This is a genomic window from Candidatus Nomurabacteria bacterium, from assembly GCA_016699085.1.
GTDB lineage: Bacteria > Patescibacteriota > Minisyncoccia > Phycocordibacterales > UBA9973 > CAZLWF01.
The window spans coordinates 296,269-314,954 of record CP064958.1; the positions used below are offsets into that span (position 1 = coordinate 296,269).

Here is an 18,686-nt window from a genome sequence, read left to right on the forward strand (position 1 = left end):
TTTCTATCCACACGTTATTATTATTTGAACATACCGCGTATCTGTTCAAGTTCTTGGGATAAATTTGGGTTTCTTTTTAAATCCTCTTTAATTTTTAAAAATGAATGTATAACAGTTGTGTGATCTTTGCCACCAAGTTTCTGTCCTATGAGTGGATATGAAACATTAAAATCCTCACGGAGAATATACATAATCATTTGCCTCGCGTGCACGATCTCTTTGCGTCGGGTTTTTTCATATATAGAAGATTCATCAATATTATAAAATGTGGAAATAATGTGTACTACTTCATCAATAGAAACATTTTTCTTTGGTTTGATATTATTTTTAATAAGACCTTTGACCTCACTCATTGAAATATCCTTATTTTTCAACCTTGTTTGACAAATAATAGCATTTAAACTTCCCTCGAGTTCTCGGATACTGCCGCTTATAACTGCTGCTGTATATTCTAAAACCTCATCAGAAATTTCAATTTTTTGTTCTTGCAGTTTTGTTCTGAGTATTGCTAACCTTGATTCATAATCAGGCTCAGTAATATCTACTATCATGCCAGCCGAGAATCTAGATTTTAATCGGTCTTCAAGACCGGGGATATAATTGGGATGTTTATCTGAAGAAAAAATTATTTGACGGTTACTTTCATAGAAAGTATTGAATGTATGAAATAATTCTTCTTGTGTTTTCTCCATTTTCCCTACAAATTGGATATCATCGATGATTAGCACATCGTATTTTCTATATTTTTCTTTAAAATTATTTGCTTTATTTGTTTGAAAAGAATTAATTAGGTCTGTTGCAAACTTTTCAAGGGTAATATAATGCACTTTTTTATCTGGATACTTTGTTTTAATAGCATTACCCACACCTTGAATCAGATGTGTCTTTCCTAACCCGGTACCACCATAGATGAAAAATGGGTTATAACTAGCACCAGGCTTACTAACAATAGCTTGGGCCGCTGCAAATGCTAGTTCATTGAATGAGCCAACAATAAAGCTTTCAAATATATAACGTGGGTTTAAATTATCCTCTTTATTGATATATAAGTCTTGTAAAGGTAATTCTTTGTTGATAAAAGATTTCTGCTCGATACTAACTTCCTCTTTTGGTTTAATATCATAGCGAGTAATAGTATATTCTACAGCTCTTACATTCTCTGAATATTGCATCAAGGTCTTCAGTATCAGTTTGTGGTATTTATTACAAAGCCAATCTTTAACAAATTCATTTGGTACACCAATACAAGCGGTGCCATTTTCTTGACGAGTAATTGTCGTATTTTTAAACCATGTACTATAGTTTGCTCGCGAAACTGCTTGCTCTATATCGCCTAAACATTGTTCCCAAAGTTGTTTTGTATCTTGCATAAGGTTGAAGTTAACCTATTATAGTCCCTTGTGTGGAAATGCCAACAGGGGTCAATTGGGATGTCTTTGTTGATATCATGTTAATAAGTGTATTGTCGATTTTTAGCTAGATATTGTTTTTTATTCAAATTCGCCTATACTAGCACTATGCAAACCTATAAACCTAAAAAGCGTAAGCGAGCAAAGACTCACGGCTTTCTTGTCAGAAATGAGACAAAAAATGGCAAAAATGTCCTTCTTAGGCGTCGCCGAAAGGGACGAGTGAAGCTTACTGTGTCCAAACCACGTAAATAAGCCTTACATGTTAGCCAAACAAAAGCGTATTACCAAACAAAGCTTTCCTAGAAAAGCTGATTTTCGTCTGTCAGGCAATACGCTATCTGCTACTATTACCCATTTAAATCAAGGTAAAATAGGTTTTTCAGTCGTTATATCAAAAAAGGTTGCTAAACTTGCTGTTACTAGAAATAAAGCCAGACGTCGTATTTATGCAATTCTTGAGACATATAGTACAACCACTTCCCCAATGCTTATTGTCATATATGTTAAAAAAAGCATTGAAAAGCTTACAAATCAAGAATTAAAAGAAGAAATGAAGAGATTATTTCACCAAACACCAATACACACATAACGTTCCTGTGCATTTTATGGTAAAAAAAGTTGTACTCATTGCTATTCGTGTCTATCAGAAAGTATTTTCACTTGATACTGGCATATTGCCGTGGTTGGGTTTGATTAAAACAAAGAGTTGTGTTTTTTACCCAACATGTTCTGAGTATATGTACCAAGCAATAGTTAAATATGGTATTTGGAAAGGTAGTAAGCTTGGCTTACGAAGGCTTTCTAAATGTCATCCATGGGCAAAACCTACCATTGATCCACTTCTGTAATATTCTTTCGTAATCCCTACTTTCTGCTACAATGGGGGAATGTTACTATTACTTTGGAATTTCATACTCTATAAACCCCTCCTTAATGCTTTGGTCTTTCTAACATCGATTGCTCCGGCGCACGATGTCGGTATTGCGGTCGTTCTCCTTACTATTGTCGTTAAATTGATACTTTTTCCTTTAACCAAGAAATCGATTATTAATCAGGCGAAAATGAAGAATATTGAGGGTGAAGTCGCAAAAATAAAGGCAGAAACCCCTGATAAGACAGAACAAGCTAAAAAAACCTTTGAATTGTATAAGGCAAATAAGGTCAATCCATTTTCGAGTTGTCTTGTTGTGCTTATCCAGTTCCCTATCATTATTGCGCTCTATCAGACATTCAAGAATGGACTAGATCAATATCCAGAACTTCTCTACTCTTTTGTTCATTATCCTGAACACATACGGACATTTTTCCTTGGATTTATTGATATAACCAAACACAGCTTACTCTTAGCTATTTTGGCTGGCGTAACACAGTTTATACAGGCTCACCTCTCGTTTTCATCAACTGCGCCAAGCGTCCCAGTAAGCAAGGATGCTTCGTTTAGTGCTCAACTGGGGCAAAGCATGCAATTTCAAATAAAGTATCTCCTGCCGCCATTTATAGCCTTTATTGGCTATACCGTGTCAGCAGCTATCGTACTGTATTGGGTAACTAGCAACATAGTAAGTATTATTCAGGAAGTTATCATTAGAAAAAAAGCTGGTTTATTAGACACCAAAGCACTTTTTAAGTTTAGAAATAAATGAAAGATGAAACTAAAAAATTATTGGATGATCTCATACTGAAAAGTGGTTTTGATGTTGTTAAAACTGAAGTGATTCTTGATGAGACTGGTTCGTACTATTGGTATCACATTGAAACTAGTGAGCCGAAATATTTGATTGGTCATAACGGAGAAACACTACAAGCGCTTAATCATATTGCAAGAAGAATGCTTGAAACAATAGAGACTGTAGATGACAAAACCATACTGATCGATGTCAATAACTACCAAAAGACCAGAGTAGATAATTTAAAAACAATAGCTCATATGATGGCTGAGCGAGCGATATTTTTCAAATCTAGCGTTGAGATTGACCCAATGTCTGCTTTTGAACGGAAAATCATCCATACTTTTTTAGAGAATAAGAACGACATTAAAACAGAATCAACAGGCATTGGTCGTGACCGACGAGTAGTCATCAAATATATAGGGAACATCTAAATAATTGCGAATTTACAACTACAAATTACGAATGCATACTGTATTTCAATTCGTCATTCGTAATTTTTAATTACAACTAAAATAAGACGATTATTTTCTTCTTGTGGGGCGTAGGTCCTCATCGAGAATAATCGTTTTTTTATTTTAGTTGAATTGATAGCTCCAAAGTGATCCATCGATTTTGTTGGTGAAATATATAAATTTTTCAGATGGATCAGTAAACAGTTTTGTCATGTCGATCGGGGATTGATTGATTGTGCTTGGATCGACAAGGTTGGCAAAGATGTTTGTTGTCAGGTTGATTCTCCAAAGTGAATCATCGAAAGCTACTTTGCCTTGGTACCATGCATCGGGATATGTTTCGACTGGTAGAGCCTTAGGTATGCCGCAATATAGAACCTGGCTACCTATTCCCCAGGTACATTTTTCAGGTAATGTCGCTAGTCCAAGATTTGCTGATACGTGGGTTAATACATCATACGAATAGAGGGAGTAACTGCCTGCAATTGTTGCGCCGTAAATAAGTTTTTTTCCGTCAGGGCTCATGAGAGTGGTTACTCCAGGAACATTGCCAAGTATTTTTGTCATAGTGCCCGTTGTCGCATTGATAGAATACACATAGCCGCCAAGTATACCTGCTGGTTTTGTTGTTGCGACAATAGTTGAGCTATTTGCATATTGCATGAGCCACTCAGTAAATGCTGAATTCCAAAATTGTGATTTTTTAATACCTGCAAAATCCGTACTTATCCCGAGTAGTCCCCCATCTGTTGGAAATGTATAGAATATTTTTGTGCCGTCACTTGATTTTGTCATTTCAGTAATATTTTCTGGCATAAAAGTGCCTTCAAGTGTATATGGTGTTGTGGCGAGTGGTACTTCCTTTATTTCAAGTAGCTCTTCTTCATTGGAGAGTGTATCGAGTGGAAGTTGGGCTATGAATGTTGCCATATAGGTCTTGATTTTGCCTGTCGCGTCATCAAGGTAGCGAAGAATAACAGAGGTGCCCGATGCGTCCCATATTGCCTCATGAATTCTCGGAATTGTTGTATTAGAAATCCTTTTTGTCTGTAAAGAATCGGTATACGTTTCGTAGGCATGTGCCGTCTTGGTTTCAATGTAGCGGATAGCTGTAGCTGGCACAGTGGTGATAATTGGAGGTGGAACGATCGACAGTGATCCAGGGATACCACCTGAATCGCCTTCAATTGCTGCTGGTGCGACAGGGGTCACAATGGTGCGTGTTGTTAGAAATGCAATTGCTCCTGCTACAGGTTCGGTTGTGATATGGCGAAGTTTAGGTAGTAGAGGCTCCTCGCCTATTGGTTGAGGTTCTCCAGGGACACTTCCTGGTGGCATAACGTCATTTGTTGGGGGTAGTGGCGTAGGGTTGTCATTCGTCTTTTGTCCAAATGGGAAAAGGTTTCGTAGTGTTATTTCGATATTGCTTGGATTTGGATTAGTGTCTGTTTTTTTTATAAAAAATCCAATAGCAATAAATGCAATGAGCAATATTCCCGTGATTAGTATTACTAATTTGAATTTTTTATTCATAGATATCTATTAGCCGTTGGTGAGGCAAGATTGGTAAATACCATATGCATTTTGGCCATATGCACTCGGTGATGATGCACTGCACATACTGTTACCACCATTGTAGGCTGAGAAAGTTTTTGCATAATCGCTTGTACATCCTGGGAGTCCATTGAAATATTTCCAGATTTTAGCACCTTCAGTCAAATTTTTTGTCATATCCAACATATCAGCTGGGGTAAAACCATCCCGTGTTGGGTAGGTATTCCTACTTTCCCATGATGGTGGATTCGTTGTGTATGTTCCAGAATCATACCCAATTGGGAAAAACGTAACTTGTACGAGACCTATGCCATTACTAAATCTCCAATCAAGGCCGAGTCCAGGTGTGTTGGTAATCTCATTTTTGCTTACATCATTTTTTTTATTTGGATCACTTGCACCATTAAAGGTTACTCCTTTGTATGTTTTACCTGAGTTTAGGAAAGCTTTGTTGGATTTTGTGCCTTTTACATTTGCATCCATGCCTATTTGTCCCGCTTGCCCGCCTTTAGTTTCTACTTGCAAAAGTGTGTGTAATACACAATATGGAATGCCAGTGTTTGTGGCAACGGTATGTGCTGCCGCATCAATAGCACCTGGAAGTGGTACAGCATTGCCAGTAATTGATTGGTAGACGGTATCTGGAATGATAATATCTTCGACGGCAATGCTTTGGGTACTAATCCCAAGGTGTAAGCGAACTAAGTTAGGATTGATGGTGTTAAGTATAAGAAATGCAGCAAGTGCAAGTAGTAGTCCTCCAATGGCATGTCCAATCATCCCCTTAGCATCTTCTTTTTTAGTAAATGACTCACTTCCCATGTAGGTAATACCGCCTAAGACTATCATAACTACAGCCAGTACTCCCGCAAAACCTATAGTAAACTTAACCACAATATTAAGATAATCCCCTAGGCCTGTTGTAGGAGTGACTTTTACTATGTTTGGCAATGGTGCAAGTAGACAATATTCACCAGCTCCCTCATTGCACTTTATTATTTCACCGTTTTGCGTTGGTGCTGCAGGCAAGTTAACATCTGCGTCCTGGCCACTCACTGCTCCTTTCGCAGTGTCTGGCGTTTTAAACTGCTTTAAGTCACTGACGGGTTCCTGGTTGCTAGCATTATATAATTCAAAGTAATAGGTTGTATTTGGTAGTACCCCATCAATTTTTCCGGTAAACGTATTGTCGCTCAACGGCGTAATAGTTTGCCCAGTTTTATCAAGTGACGAGGTACTGGTGCCGTACTTCACCTGCATAACTAGATTTTGATATTCAAATACTTCCCCATTGAAACTAAAAGAAGTTGGAGTTGCTTCTGTAATGCTGTAGATGATTACTTGCTGGTCTGCATGGAGTAACCCATGAGGCATGAGTATTGCAACAATGAGTGAAAAGAAGAATATAATTCGTTGTATTTTTTGCATATTATTCTAAATTAACGATTACTGACTTTTCTGCTGATTGAAAGAGTCGTGAAATACTTGCAATCGATACGGCAATCGATGCGCTTCCTGCAATACCTTCTGGTTTCTTGATGACAAGCCAATTCTTTTTGCTTGGTGTTGCTATGTTCTGCTCATTTAATTTCCAGCTGTATTTTAGATCACTGCTTACTGGATCAAGTGGTGAAAAAAAGTATGGCTCTGCAACAATGGTCGCCTCGCTACTTTCTAGACTAAATATGTTGCCAAGCTCATGGCTGTACAATATCCCTTCGAGCGGATTATAAACATAAAAAAGAATCTGTGGTTTACCGGTTGTAAGTGTGATACTCTGTGTTCCTGTTGCTCCGGAGCTTACGTCGGTTGCTTTGACACTTATCTGCTCTTTGGCATTTAGGTAGCTCGTTTGAAACAAAAAGCTATTTTTGCTATAGCCAGAAAAATCTGGGTATGCGTTAAAATTTCTTTGCCACGCAAATGTCATGCTCGTAGGACTTGCAATAGTGCCAGCTTTTACTTGTGGCATAGCAACAACTTTGATTACTGACTGGGATGATGGCATTGCTTTGCCTTTATAAAATGGTGGTACATGCGAATCAACGGCTTGCCAAAGAAGATCGATCGAGGACGGGACTATCAGAACACTTTTTGTTATTGATGAGCCATCAACTGAAATGATTGCTTCAACGGTGACTGATGTTCCGACACTGTCAGTTTTTACTTGATAGCTTATTGCTCCCGTTTTATTGAGTCCAATTTTGCCATTTACCTTCCAAGTAATGTCTGCGCGGCTTAAATCAATAGCAAAACTAGTTAATTTTATGGTGACAATTTGATCAGGCCCTGGAATTTCTGGTACTGTCGATACACTGACATCGCTTTGTACTAGTTCTGCGTGTGCGACCACAGTTAATCCGAAATATATCGAAATAATGAGGAGGATAAAAGCTTTTTTCATTGCTTAAAGTATAGCATAGGAGCATAAAACGTAAATCACATTCCTATTGAAATCAGTGCAACTTTTTTACGCACTATCCTTTTCACTTGCTTCTAGTTCCTTTTTTGCTTTTTGTATGGCAAGGACTTGCGAAGGATCAGAGGTGATAATTTGATCTTCGGTATAGGAAGCAATCGTCTTAATCGCTACATGTTTGAGTCCTGCAAAGAATATGCCTTCACCGACACCGGATTCGAGGAGAAGATATTTCTCTTCGTCAGTAAGATTAAAGGTTTTTTGTAGTAAATCGATTGACGATGGGGACTGTTTCAGAAGAAATTGGATTGAAGAGTTCGTCACAATCGGTATACCATAGGGACTTTTCATGAAGTCTGCAACGTCTTGGGTAATTGTAGCAAGTCCTAGGTAGTACTTACGGCCACGTTTTGCAATCGAGTAGAGAAACGATGCTGTATCTTCTGATTTCATCATCCACCAGGCTTCATCAACGACGAGGAGGCGTTTCCTTAAGTTTTTACGAACGGAGTTCCATATATAGTGGGTCACGATGTACATGGCAACAGGTTTAAGCTCGTCTTCCATGTCACGGACAGAAAAAACGACGAATTTTTTGTTGATATCTACATTTGATGGTTTGTTGATGAATCCTGCCCATGAACCGCGGGTATACTTGGTAAGCTTTTGTATGATTGACTCAGTTCCCTCCATACCAGAGAGCACCATTTCAAAATCAGACATGAGCGGTGGCTCAATATTTGAGAAATCAGAATTTGGAGTGATATCTTTGATGCCGTACGTTTCAGTAATCGCTCGATCAATAATAGAATCTTCTTCAGGTGTGAGGCCGCCTAGCATGATGCGGAATAGTCCGACTAAGTTGATCGTATTTGATCTGAGCACATCTGCTGCTGTCTCATCATCGTGTGGAATCGGTAAATCAAAAGGATTGATGTGGTGATCAGATGATAGTGAAATATTAAAGTATCGTCCTCCGACTGCTTCAGCCAGATATTCATACTCGCGCTCCGGATCAATAACGATTACTTCTGTATCAAACATGAGTGTACGGATGATTTCGAGTTTGGTTGCATATGATTTACCTGAACCTGATTTGGCAAAGGTAATGGAGTTGTAGTTTTCGAGAGAGAAACGGTCAAAGATAACCAAGCTTGAATTGTGGCGGTTGATACCATAGAGAATACCTTTGTCTGAGGTCAAGTCAAAAGAAACAAAGGGGAAAATTGAAGATAGAGGCTCAGAATTAAGCTTCTGGTGTACATTGAGGAGGTCAGTGCCAATCGGTATAACACTCTTGAATCCTTCTTCTTGCTGGAAAAGTGCTGGTTTCAAATACACGAGCTTAGCATCGAGTATTGATTTGATTTCATTTTCAATTTTAAAAAGCTCATTTTCATTGTCGGCATACATAGTGAGGTACAGTCCAACATCAAACATTTTCTCCTGTGCTTGCTGTAGATTATCCCGGAGCGTTTCAATATCGCGATAGGCAGTATCGAGCATTGGGTCGCGCACCAAACCGCGCGATTCGCGCATATTGATCTGGCTCTGCACTTCTGCAACTTTCTTTTGAAATTGTCGCAAAATTGTCGCAGTATCAATCGGATGAATAAAGATTGAAACATCAAAAATCTTGTCGAGGTTGATAATCGGCGCAAACCAGTTGTCAGTCAAATACCTTGGATACGAAATCACGAAGAAAGTTCGGGCAATCTTATCTCCTAGATGTAGTGCTTTTGGCTCAACTTGTAGTGCTGATGGTGCAATAATATCCTGTAGCTCAAGTGTTGCGGCCTCGTATATTTCTTGTGGCAAAACAGGCAACACTTGCTTGTCGCTCCCGCTTCCCTTTTTTGATTTTCCTAAAAGTCCAAAAAGTGCCATATATTATTCTAGTTTAATATTTTGCTCTGTCTCGCCTGGATTAAATATCTTATAAAAAAGTTCAATAATCTCTTCGGTTCCAAGTTGGGTGCTTCGAATACCACATCGGTTAAGCCCTTGTTGGATGACAGCAATGCGCTCTTCGAGTTGTGAACGTTTCTCTTCAAAAGCTGCCAATGCATCTTCTTTTGCTTCTTTTGATGATTTATTAAAGCCGGTGAACATTTGGGTAATGCCGCCAGTATTACCTATCGTAGTTGCTGAATACGGGATAACGATAAAGAAGTTCTTTGTCATGATGTTTACCTGCTCAGTAAAGCTTTTGATGAATTCGATGTATTCTTTTGTCTGTACCTTAAGGAGTGGCTCTAACTGCTCCTTCATTCTGTTTTCAAGAGTTACAAGGTATGGCTGAATATTTAATCGTCGTGATTGGATAATAATCTGAGTTGAAAATTCAATCGAATTCAAGAAATTTTGAAATTGCAGAAGAATCGCGTGCTGTTCATCAGCTGACTTGAGTGACAGATTGATTGATGAAGCTATAACAACAGCTCGTAAGCCGCCATCTTTAAGTACGATGATGCCGTCGCGAACTTCTTTGATTGGCACAAACCCTTGGGTGGCCTTCGCATTGATTGCCATATGGGACAGTATACCATCCCCGCGCATGGATATTGTTATTTTTTGTTGATATCAAGCACATCCAAGCTCCAAGAAATCTCTTTGAGCTTGCTGCCGGAGAGTCTTGGGATAACTGAGGTTGGCAATTCAGTGTCTTTTTTCTCGACAATTTTCTTTTTCGGTTCACGTTTCCAAATGTAGAGTTTTGACTGGAAAAAATATCGTAAACTATTTTCAAGTACGAATATAAATGGCTTATTATTCACCTTATAGAACGCAAGGGCGAGTGCTAGTCCGCCTATCGGTGCAATAAAAAGTACAGCAAAGAAAAATGGCAATAGCCTATACGCAATAAAGCAAAGTCCTGCCCCACCTGCGAGGTAGACGAATTGTCTGAAGGTAAATGGCCCGAATATCTTGTCTTCTATATCAATAAATTGTGGAACTTGGAATCGCATATAGGTATTATATAGCTTCTCGGTATAAATCTTTTTGTTTATCTGCACTACCTGTTACTTGAGGTAATGTGTAATTGCTTTCTTGCTTTGGAATCTTAAATGTCGTCTGTAATTTTTGAGCGACAACATTACCTTGAGGTGCTGGGACTGGTGTCGGGGTAGCTGTTGATGGTGCAGTAGATTCTGGTTGGTTTTTAGGCATGCCCACAAATTGCTGTGGCACTGGCATATCTTGGAGTTTTACTGTAGGCGGAATGATTTTTGGTGTTTGGATAGCACTAGCTATACCTACATTAGCAGGCTTTTGTAGTGGATGAGGCATCGATGTGTCGTTTCTGATTGGATTCTCGAGTGACTTTATAAGTGCATCTCGAGTCAATGCTTGAGCGTCGGTAGTATCTAATGCGTCACTAATAGCGGTCTCTCTCGGTTTGATGAGTTCAATCTTTGCGTCTTTTAGAATATTTGTGGTGTTTTTCTCTTGAGTTGGGCTATCAAGATCAACAGAAATTATTTCTTTAGGAATTACATCTTGTTGTATAGTTTCAACTACTTCTTCATCCTCAATTGGTCTATTTAATTCTTCGATCTCCTGCATCTTTTGACGAACTGGAGCAAATATTTTTTCATTGAGATCACTAATCAAAAGCGGTGTTTGGATAACAGAAAGTCCCATTTCTTGCGTGATCTCTTGTGAGAATTCTTGAGGATTAAGAAGACCTATAAATACAAGTGGAATCAAGCCATCAAGTATTCCAATTTTATCTATATGAAGATTATATTTCTTCCCTAATTCTTGAGTAATTTGATCAATTTTTATGCGAGAAGTAGCTTGCATAAGTTCAGTTGGTGCATTCTCGAAAGCTTTTTTGATTTCTTCTGGTGAAATATTTTTCATTGTTCTATTAGCTATTTAGTTTATCATTAGCGTCCCTTGTTTTTTGCTCAACAGTATCTTTTTTAGCAAATACTTCTTTATACATTTTAATATCTTCCTTTGCCTTCTCTATATTCATGTGGGCCTTAGCAATCTCAATTGGATTTTTTGAAGCTTCAGCTATGGTTAGATTTGCCTGTGCGGTTGCAAGGTCTTTTTGCCTGTACTCAACTACTTGTTTAATATGACTTTCATCTACTACTGGAGGACGAACACCTGTTTCAAATTCAATATTATCAGCAATGTCTTTCAAATGATCATTAACTTCTGCCATTTCTCGAGCGGCCTTATCAAGTGTTTGTTGTGCACGTCGTCTCTCTGTAATACTAATTGGTTTCTGTGCGTCCTTTGTTTCTTCGCCAGCTTGTTTACGCAATGAGGATATCGTTGCTTTCTCAGTTGCATTTAAGTTACGTTTTGAAATTGTTTCAGCTTCTCTCCACTTTTCTTCACTAAATGCTGCTGTTCGACTTCCAGCTGCTACACCAGCTGCTATTTCTTCGGCAACTTGCTGTTCGTTTGCAGTTCTAGCAGCATTTTTAGCACTGACATAGCCTGGTCCATATTCGATAGTATCTGCAGAATCACGCATGCGCTGAGCATTAACTTCTGCGGCTGATTGTACTTTTGCGCCACCACCATTTCCGTTGTGGGTAATATTGCCATCTTTGTCATAAATAGTTGCCATCTGTTTTTCATATAATTTTTTGAAATCTGCTTCCTTAAATTTATCACCCAGTGCAGCTCGAGCATTTTCTTTGTCTGTCTCATATCTTTCTTGCCAATCTTTTGCTTTTTTATTTTGCTGGTCAGCTTCATACCCTGACATCTTGTAAGTTTCTGCTTCTTTCATGCGAGCGTCCTTCTTGCGTTCAGTAGCACCTTTTGCTCCACCTTCAGTAGATAGATCAATTCTGCCAGTGCCAAGTGTTAAATTAGCTGCGCCCTGAGCAAATCCGCCAAGGCCAGATGAAGCTTTGGTATCCCAGCCAGTTTGTTTCGCAAAACCTTCGCCAGCTTTTGTCTTTCTGAAATCAAAACTACTTGCTGCCATTGAATTTGAAATTGTAAGTTGTCGTTGTGCCCACTTATCCCCTTCAGCCGCACGTCGTTGTAGATCAGGATCTTTTGCCCTTGCGGCTGCGACTGCTCCGAGTGTTGATCGTAGTCCAAGTGCTGCTCCACCTGTTGCAACGCCAACCGCGGCGCCGCCAACTTTGTTCATAACTGCAAGCGATGCTGCCCCAATGTCACCAGAAAGTTTGACTGCCATATCAACCGCTGTTTTTATCAAGAAATATATAATCGCAAACGGTATGATGAGGCCGATAAGTCCTTGGATATTACTTTCGAGACTGCCGCCAGTTGGACTGTTACTTGCTGCGATTGGTAGTAGCTTAAGATCAGTCGCCATAATGATGATATAAAGGAAAAAGAGGAATATTGGTGCCATAAATGCCTGAGATACTAGTTCGTGCCACCAGTTTGTCCAACCAATTTTCATCCAACCTTTCATCGACGGCACGATCCATGATACGAACGCAAACGGAGATAGTATCATTGAAACCATCAGCCCTATGACACGGCCGAGAAACAGTACAGCAACCTTGAGAAACATGAGGAACATAAATATATTGATTGCAATAGCAATGAGTAGCACAAAGAAGAACCAGCCAGTGTTTGCGTTTGCGTCGATATCGCTTGTTTTGAATATTTTCTGTGGATTAAATTTAGAAACAAGTCCAAGGGTTATACTCTTCTCGCCACCCACTGAAGAGCTTTGTCCGGTCACATTTACTGAGTCGTACATGATCCGAGCGAGGATATTTGACGTGTCGATAATAATTTTGGTAAAAAATAAGCTGAAGTTGATAAGGAGCGCCACAACGACGAGCGAGGCGATCATTTTCTTGGCATCGACACCACTGATTCGTAGAATAGTGCCGATAGCAATATAGAGCAGTACGAATATGAAAAGAATATTTGAAATATCACGAACAATGCGCCAGCCTTGAGGTACGAATTCTGTAGCGGTGTAACTTGAGCTTTGTAGGGAGAAATGTAAGAACCAATCAAGGAATCCAGCAGCAAGTCTCGCAAGTGCAGCTGTTGGAATGTATAAGACGTAATACACCAGCTGAGTAAAACACCCGAGCATGTTGATTGCTGCCCTGCCTGATGTCAGACTGAAATCTAGACAGTATGGCAAATTACCAGGATTGCCTGTGTCCGTTGAGCCTTCGACTATGTTTTGGCCCCCTGTTGGACTTGTTGTTACCTCAGGAGAGCCAGCTGGCAGAGTTTTGAAGGGCGCAATTTTTTCCTCATCATCACTAAGGGCGCTCAAGGTGTCATTACTAAGCTCACCAATACAATTACGAATTAGCGGGATAACTGAACAAGTCTCCTCAAGTCTCCCTTGACTTACATATTGGGTATCTGGCTTTAAACCCGTAACAGTAATGTTGATTGTTTGAGTGCCAAGAAAAATGTCTGGAATAACGACAATGCTCTGTCCAATATTTTGATCGAAAGTAATTCCTGGAATGGGCTTTCCTGCACGGTCTAGAATTTTACCATTGATAACTTCTTCGTCGGAGAGGGTCGCTGCTTCCTTTTTGGCCATAGTACCCAGATTGTCCTCATTTGTAGCAATATCTAAATAGACACCGCAGCCATACCCATTACATTCGAGTGGATCATAGGATCCTAGTGCCCCACCATTGCCTGGGATTTCTTCATTGCCTTGAGACGAATTGGATTGTCCAGAAAGTACTTCGTAAATAGGATTACCGTCTTGCCCTTCGATGTATGTCCATCCAGTAATTCCATTGGTGCTTCCATTAGGAGGAATTCTTCCTTTATAAATATCATGACCAATATTGCCGTCATTACCGCCATTAACTTGTAACTGGAATTGAAGTACAGCTGTTGTTGCTCCGACGCTTATCACCTTAACTTCAGGTATATTAAAATTATCATCCAAATAAGCTTCGGCTTTTTGCGGAGTAAATATTGGCAAAAAGCTTCCTGATAGGATAGTGATGAAGAGCACATAGAGCAGGAATTTTTTCATTACGTAGGATGAATAAGAAAGCTATAATCTGCCTTCTCATTTTATCACTAGAGCCTTTGTTTAGATAGCAAAAAACTGTTAATTAAAACAAAATACACTTCCTACATTAGGAAGTGTATGAGTAAGGAGATTGTTTAGTAATTCTGTGGGAGATAATCACTGATTGAGCTCCTGTAGAATTTACTACACTCCATTTTAAACGGCTCATTATTGTAGCCTTTCGTATAGGTATATCCTCCTCCCTCACCTGCGTGATAGACAAATGGTATCTCTGAGAAAATCCATTGCCAGCCTGGTTCAACGAGTGGATCGGCGTCATGATTTGCATCAGTTCCGCAGAAAAGTAGTTGCACGGCATCTTTGCCGACCGCTTCTCTTGCAATTGGGTCTGTGCTATTTTTTTCGTTTAGGCAAGCCTGCTGGAGAGATGGTTCACTAATGGTAGTTCCGGGCGTATAGTTTGCAGGATCAGATGAGCATTTTTTATATAATGCATTAATATCTTCGCCACTTACTTTAAACGCGTAGGATAGATCAGCAACATAGCCGTTACATTCATTTTGGGCATCACTAATCGTATCACTGCGGCTAATTTTATCTTTTAAAACTACATATTGTCCTGCAAGTTGGTTTTTATACTGAGCAACACTTGCAGAATCAGGGCTACCATCAGAAGGTTTTGGGTGTGCGGCTATGCCTGCAACGATGCTCTTTAATAATGCAAGGGATCGTACTTTATCAGAAATTCTATTCTGTAGATTACTTTGGTCTTGGTTGTACTCCTCGACTTTTTTGACTTGATCAACAATTGCTGCTGCAGAAGTAATATTCTTGATAAGGATATTAGTCTGGAAATTAGCGAGAATATATGACATTGCATTATTCAAATATTTTATCTGGTCCTGAGCTTGCTCTCCATTATTTGTATTATTATCTGATTTTGATTCCAGTTTTCTTGATTCAGTGGTAAATTCTGACTGCATTCTGGATGCGTATTTGTAGTCTGGTCCAGGTAAACATTGGTCAAGCTGCATTGTTCTTAATGGAAATGTTTTTAATAGATCGCGACTTGCAGTTAGAATCGTAAGCTCTGTTTGGGTTTTATTTATTGCATCAAGTAATTCTGGGGATGGTGTTCCAGGAGCTGTCCCTTCGAGAGGTACTGCATCAGCGACATTCCAGCTAAATGTTCCATTTGTGTCTGACACAAATGCACTGTTATCTCCCGGGCCTTCGACGGTTTCATCACCGCTTCCGGTTGCAATGCTGCCAATCAGTTGACTCAAGCCTTTACTAATAAGCCCTGCAGCTAAATTTGAAACAGCATCGACGACTGGACTGCCACTTGCAGAGTCAAGGAGGGCTTTTTCAAGTGGTGCAGTGACAGATTGGTTGAGCTGATCAGCAACAAGTTTGCCTGGAGTTACAGTTTCATACCTTGCGCAGTCATCGCTAGCATCAAATTGGATACTGCTTCCGAGGCTGAGGCTTAAGCTGTTCAAATAATCATCTGCATTCGTGCCGCTGCTCGTACATTCACTGGTTGCGTTTGTATTGTTTGCAGAATCAGACTGGCATTCGGTCTTGGTAGTAAACGGGCCGACAGTGTATGTTTGTAGATTGTCATTCACTGCTGTGTATGTCCAATCTGTTGCTGTAATTGCATTTTGACCACTTGAGCCATCTTTGTATTCAACACATTTTTTTGCTGACAGGAATCCTCCACTTTGATTGAGTTCATTTTGGATTGTGCCCTGTGCCTCTTTTGCCCGATTCTCTAATTCCTCAGCAGTTCGTAAATATGAACCAACGGGATTATTTGCGTCATTTTGAGTAAATGCCATCCAACCATCCCATCCTCCTACAGCAAAATCGCCGTCAGTAAAGTCTTGCCAGTTGGGGCCGATTACTTTATCTAAGGTAAATTTTGATTTATCTGCAAACACACTCGAATTTGTTGTCAAATACGAGGTAATGAGGTTTTTAGCAACCCCTTGGGAATACGGGAACTTTGTTATATCCCCTGTAATTTCATTAACAAAGGATTCAACTTTCTGGTCTGCTATGCTTTTAAAAAAACTTGATTGATCACGGACAAAAAAAGGATTGCCATTAAATCCAGTTGATCCCCAGTTGATGATTTGCTGGGTCATGTTGAGTGCAACCTGAGAACTTATACGCTTGAGAGATTTTTGGAGCAAGGTACCAGCTAAAGTTTTGCCGGCACTCGCAGCTGATTGGGAGCCAAAAATAGTCTGTATAATTTGTTGGGGCAAATTCGGCAAATCTACAACTGGCAATCCTGCGTGAGCTGGCTTAATTTGTACCGCCAATAATAAGAAAAGACTAAGAAAAGAAATAATACTATACTGATAGCGCTTTTTCATGTTGTTTTAGTATAACACCCGCTTTATTGTGAACCAAAGCCTCCTGCAATATAAATATCATTTTGAAGTATATTTAAATTTGTCTCGAGTGAAGTCAAAATATCATTTGACTGGTAAATACTTGCAAGTGCTGGAATTGGATCAATAGGATATTTGGCAATATCGGCAAACATATCAGCTGTTCTGTTGATACTATTAATAAGGGCAAGATGTGTCACTGCCTCGCTCTCAGGTACTGGCAAAGCGATAAGCGTAGTAACTAATGCGTGATACTTGTCAGCGATTTTTTGTATATTTGCATCAGGTGTCGTTAAGTTTGGAGTAACAACAATACTACCAAGGGTAATAAAATCTTCTTGTTTAATTGGGTATTTGAGTAATGCATTACCAAAACCAGTAATATATGCCAAAGAGTTAGTGCTCGTATTAGCGTTACTTTTAATATCAGTAATTGTGTATGTTTTCCCTGGTGGTTTAGTTTTTATAAACGTGATTATTTCAGCTGTAATGCTTGCTGATGATTCATCAGTTAGTTCTCCATTTTCTTGCAATGCTGCAATCGTTGAGAAAAGCTCTCTGGTAAATGTATCTGTTTGACTTAAAATTTCACTGGCAGATTCCTCTGATGTTGCTGTTGATGTATTAATAGACGTGCGTAGATTGGCAACTTCTTCACCATCGCTTATGCCATTACCATTTGTGTCTGAATTTTTTGGGTCCATATCCCACAGTGGCTCTTCCCAATCAGCTAATCCATCGTTATCTGTGTCTGTTTCAACAAGCGTACCTAATGCGACGGTAGGTCCTGCAGGAATACGAGTATCTTTGATCTCATTTGTTTTATTAAACTCGATCCGAGTACGTATGTATGAAATGCCAACACCGACAATGATGACAATGCCGATAATCAAAAGCACGCGAAGCATCTTTTTGCTAGGTAAATATGAAGTGATTCTAGATGGTTCCACAGAGTACAGTATACACGTTTTAGATTTCTTTTTCTAAAGAGTTTTGCAGTAGCTTTTTTGCAATAATAAACCAGGTTTCTAAATCTATGTCCTCTGCCCGTATTTGTTCTGGTAAATCTCCGGCTTGCCAAATATTGGTCAGTGCATCATATGGCATAGGCAATGATGTAAGATTTCTGATGAGTACTTTGCGTTTATGGGCAAATCCTGTGCGAACAACATTGAAAAAATGTTTTTCCGATACAGCATACTTTGTAAAAAGATTTTTTGAGATTTTCTCAATTGAAAGTATGGCTGAGTCGACGCGAGGCGGTGGTGTAAAACTACCGCGTCCTACCTTGGCTATGATCTTTGGGTTACCGTAGGCTTTGACTGCGATTGAGAGAATGCTTTCCTTGTTGTCTTTAGCGATAATCCTTTCGGCGACTTCTTTTTGCACCAAAAGAACCATCTGTTCTGGTATACAAGGAGCGCTCAAGATATGCTTCAATATTGCGCCAGTGATATTGTATGGGATATTGGCAATGACTTTGTAGGTAAGATCATGATAAAAAGCAAATACACCTGGGTCAAAATCAAGAATGTCTTTTTCAATAAGCTCAAGTTTACCGTCTGCTATTTCTTTTGCAAATGTAGCCGAAAGTTCTTCGACTAGTGTACGATCTTTTTCAATCGCAACCACTTTGCCAGCAAAAAAAAGTAATTTTTTGGTAAGCACACCGTGCCCTGGTCCAATTTCAAGAATAATATCAGTCGGCTGTATATCCCCACTCTCTATAATAGTGTCGAGTGCGTGTTGGTTATGGAGAAAGTGTTGTCCTAAAGATTTTTTAGCAAGCATG

General features: G+C 39.4%; 17 protein-coding genes. 5 read left to right on the forward strand and 12 right to left on the reverse strand.

Going from position 1 to position 18,686, the window contains the following annotated elements:
* Positions 1 to 20: 20 nt before the first annotated feature.
* The gene (dnaA, locus tag IPF86_01545; protein QQR50585.1) at positions 21 to 1,370 is read right to left on the reverse strand and encodes a chromosomal replication initiator protein DnaA; all 1,350 of its coding nucleotides are present in this window, start codon (positions 1,368 to 1,370) and stop codon (positions 21 to 23) included.
* 147 nt (positions 1,371 to 1,517) lie between these two features.
* On the opposite strand from dnaA, the gene rpmH reads away from it, so the two are divergent.
* The 5 genes from rpmH to IPF86_01570 are packed head-to-tail and all read left to right on the forward strand — an operon-like array spanning position 1,518 to position 3,513.
* Entirely contained in the window at positions 1,518 to 1,664 is a 147-nt protein-coding gene (rpmH, locus tag IPF86_01550) for a 50S ribosomal protein L34 (protein QQR50586.1), read from the forward strand.
* A gap of 7 nt (positions 1,665 to 1,671) precedes the next feature.
* Positions 1,672 to 2,001 carry a ribonuclease P protein component gene (gene rnpA, locus IPF86_01555; protein QQR50587.1) on the forward strand — a complete coding sequence of 110 codons (330 nt, stop codon included), beginning with the start codon at positions 1,672 to 1,674 and terminating at the stop codon, positions 1,999 to 2,001.
* A 16-nt stretch (positions 2,002 to 2,017) separates the two neighbouring features.
* The gene (locus tag IPF86_01560; GenBank protein QQR50588.1) at positions 2,018 to 2,260 is read left to right on the forward strand and encodes a membrane protein insertion efficiency factor YidD; all 243 of its coding nucleotides are present in this window, start codon (positions 2,018 to 2,020) and stop codon (positions 2,258 to 2,260) included.
* 39 nt (positions 2,261 to 2,299) lie between these two features.
* Positions 2,300 to 3,055 carry a YidC/Oxa1 family membrane protein insertase gene (locus tag IPF86_01565; GenBank protein ID QQR50589.1) on the forward strand — a complete coding sequence of 252 codons (756 nt, stop codon included), beginning with the start codon at positions 2,300 to 2,302 and terminating at the stop codon, positions 3,053 to 3,055.
* Positions 3,052 to 3,513, forward strand: a complete 462-nt coding sequence (locus IPF86_01570) for a hypothetical protein (GenBank protein QQR50590.1) — start codon at positions 3,052 to 3,054, stop codon at positions 3,511 to 3,513. Before IPF86_01565 ends, IPF86_01570 begins: the two co-directional genes overlap by 4 nt.
* Positions 3,514 to 3,657: 144 nt before the next feature.
* On the opposite strand, the gene IPF86_01575 is transcribed toward IPF86_01570, so the two are convergent.
* The 11 genes from IPF86_01575 to rsmA all read right to left on the reverse strand — a co-directional run bounded on the left by IPF86_01575 (position 3,658) and on the right by rsmA (position 18,685).
* Positions 3,658 to 5,067 carry a hypothetical protein gene (locus IPF86_01575; protein ID QQR50591.1) on the reverse strand — a complete coding sequence of 470 codons (1,410 nt, stop codon included), beginning with the start codon at positions 5,065 to 5,067 and terminating at the stop codon, positions 3,658 to 3,660.
* 9 nt (positions 5,068 to 5,076) lie between these two features.
* A complete protein-coding gene (locus IPF86_01580; protein QQR50592.1) occupies positions 5,077 to 6,516 on the reverse strand; it encodes a hypothetical protein in 1,440 nt (479 codons plus the stop codon).
* Position 6,517: 1 nt separating this feature from the next.
* On the reverse strand, positions 6,518 to 7,492 hold the full coding sequence (locus IPF86_01585) for a hypothetical protein (GenBank protein ID QQR50593.1): 975 nt from the start codon (positions 7,490 to 7,492) through the stop codon (positions 6,518 to 6,520).
* A 66-nt stretch (positions 7,493 to 7,558) separates the two neighbouring features.
* A complete protein-coding gene (locus IPF86_01590) occupies positions 7,559 to 9,394 on the reverse strand; it encodes a DUF87 domain-containing protein (GenBank protein QQR50594.1) in 1,836 nt (611 codons plus the stop codon).
* Positions 9,395 to 9,397: 3 nt separating this feature from the next.
* Positions 9,398 to 10,039: a hypothetical protein gene (locus tag IPF86_01595; GenBank protein ID QQR50595.1), complete on the reverse strand. Its 642-nt coding sequence runs from the start codon at positions 10,037 to 10,039 to the stop codon at positions 9,398 to 9,400.
* Positions 10,040 to 10,074: 35 nt separating this feature from the next.
* Complete coding sequence (locus IPF86_01600) at positions 10,075 to 10,476, reverse strand: PrgI family protein (GenBank protein QQR50596.1); 402 nt, start codon at positions 10,474 to 10,476, stop codon at positions 10,075 to 10,077.
* A gap of 7 nt (positions 10,477 to 10,483) precedes the next feature.
* Positions 10,484 to 11,374, reverse strand: coding sequence for a hypothetical protein (locus IPF86_01605; protein ID QQR50597.1), 891 nt, complete (start codon positions 11,372 to 11,374; stop codon positions 10,484 to 10,486).
* Between the two features lie 7 nt (positions 11,375 to 11,381).
* Entirely contained in the window at positions 11,382 to 14,489 is a 3,108-nt protein-coding gene (locus tag IPF86_01610) for a hypothetical protein (protein ID QQR50598.1), read from the reverse strand.
* A gap of 134 nt (positions 14,490 to 14,623) precedes the next feature.
* Complete coding sequence (locus IPF86_01615; protein ID QQR50599.1) at positions 14,624 to 16,876, reverse strand: hypothetical protein; 2,253 nt, start codon at positions 16,874 to 16,876, stop codon at positions 14,624 to 14,626.
* 23 nt (positions 16,877 to 16,899) lie between these two features.
* Positions 16,900 to 17,844, reverse strand: coding sequence for a hypothetical protein (locus IPF86_01620; protein QQR50600.1), 945 nt, complete (start codon positions 17,842 to 17,844; stop codon positions 16,900 to 16,902).
* A 19-nt stretch (positions 17,845 to 17,863) separates the two neighbouring features.
* Positions 17,864 to 18,685, reverse strand: coding sequence for a ribosomal RNA small subunit methyltransferase A (gene rsmA / locus IPF86_01625; GenBank protein QQR50601.1), 822 nt, complete (start codon positions 18,683 to 18,685; stop codon positions 17,864 to 17,866).
* Between the last annotated feature and the right edge of the window lies 1 nt (position 18,686).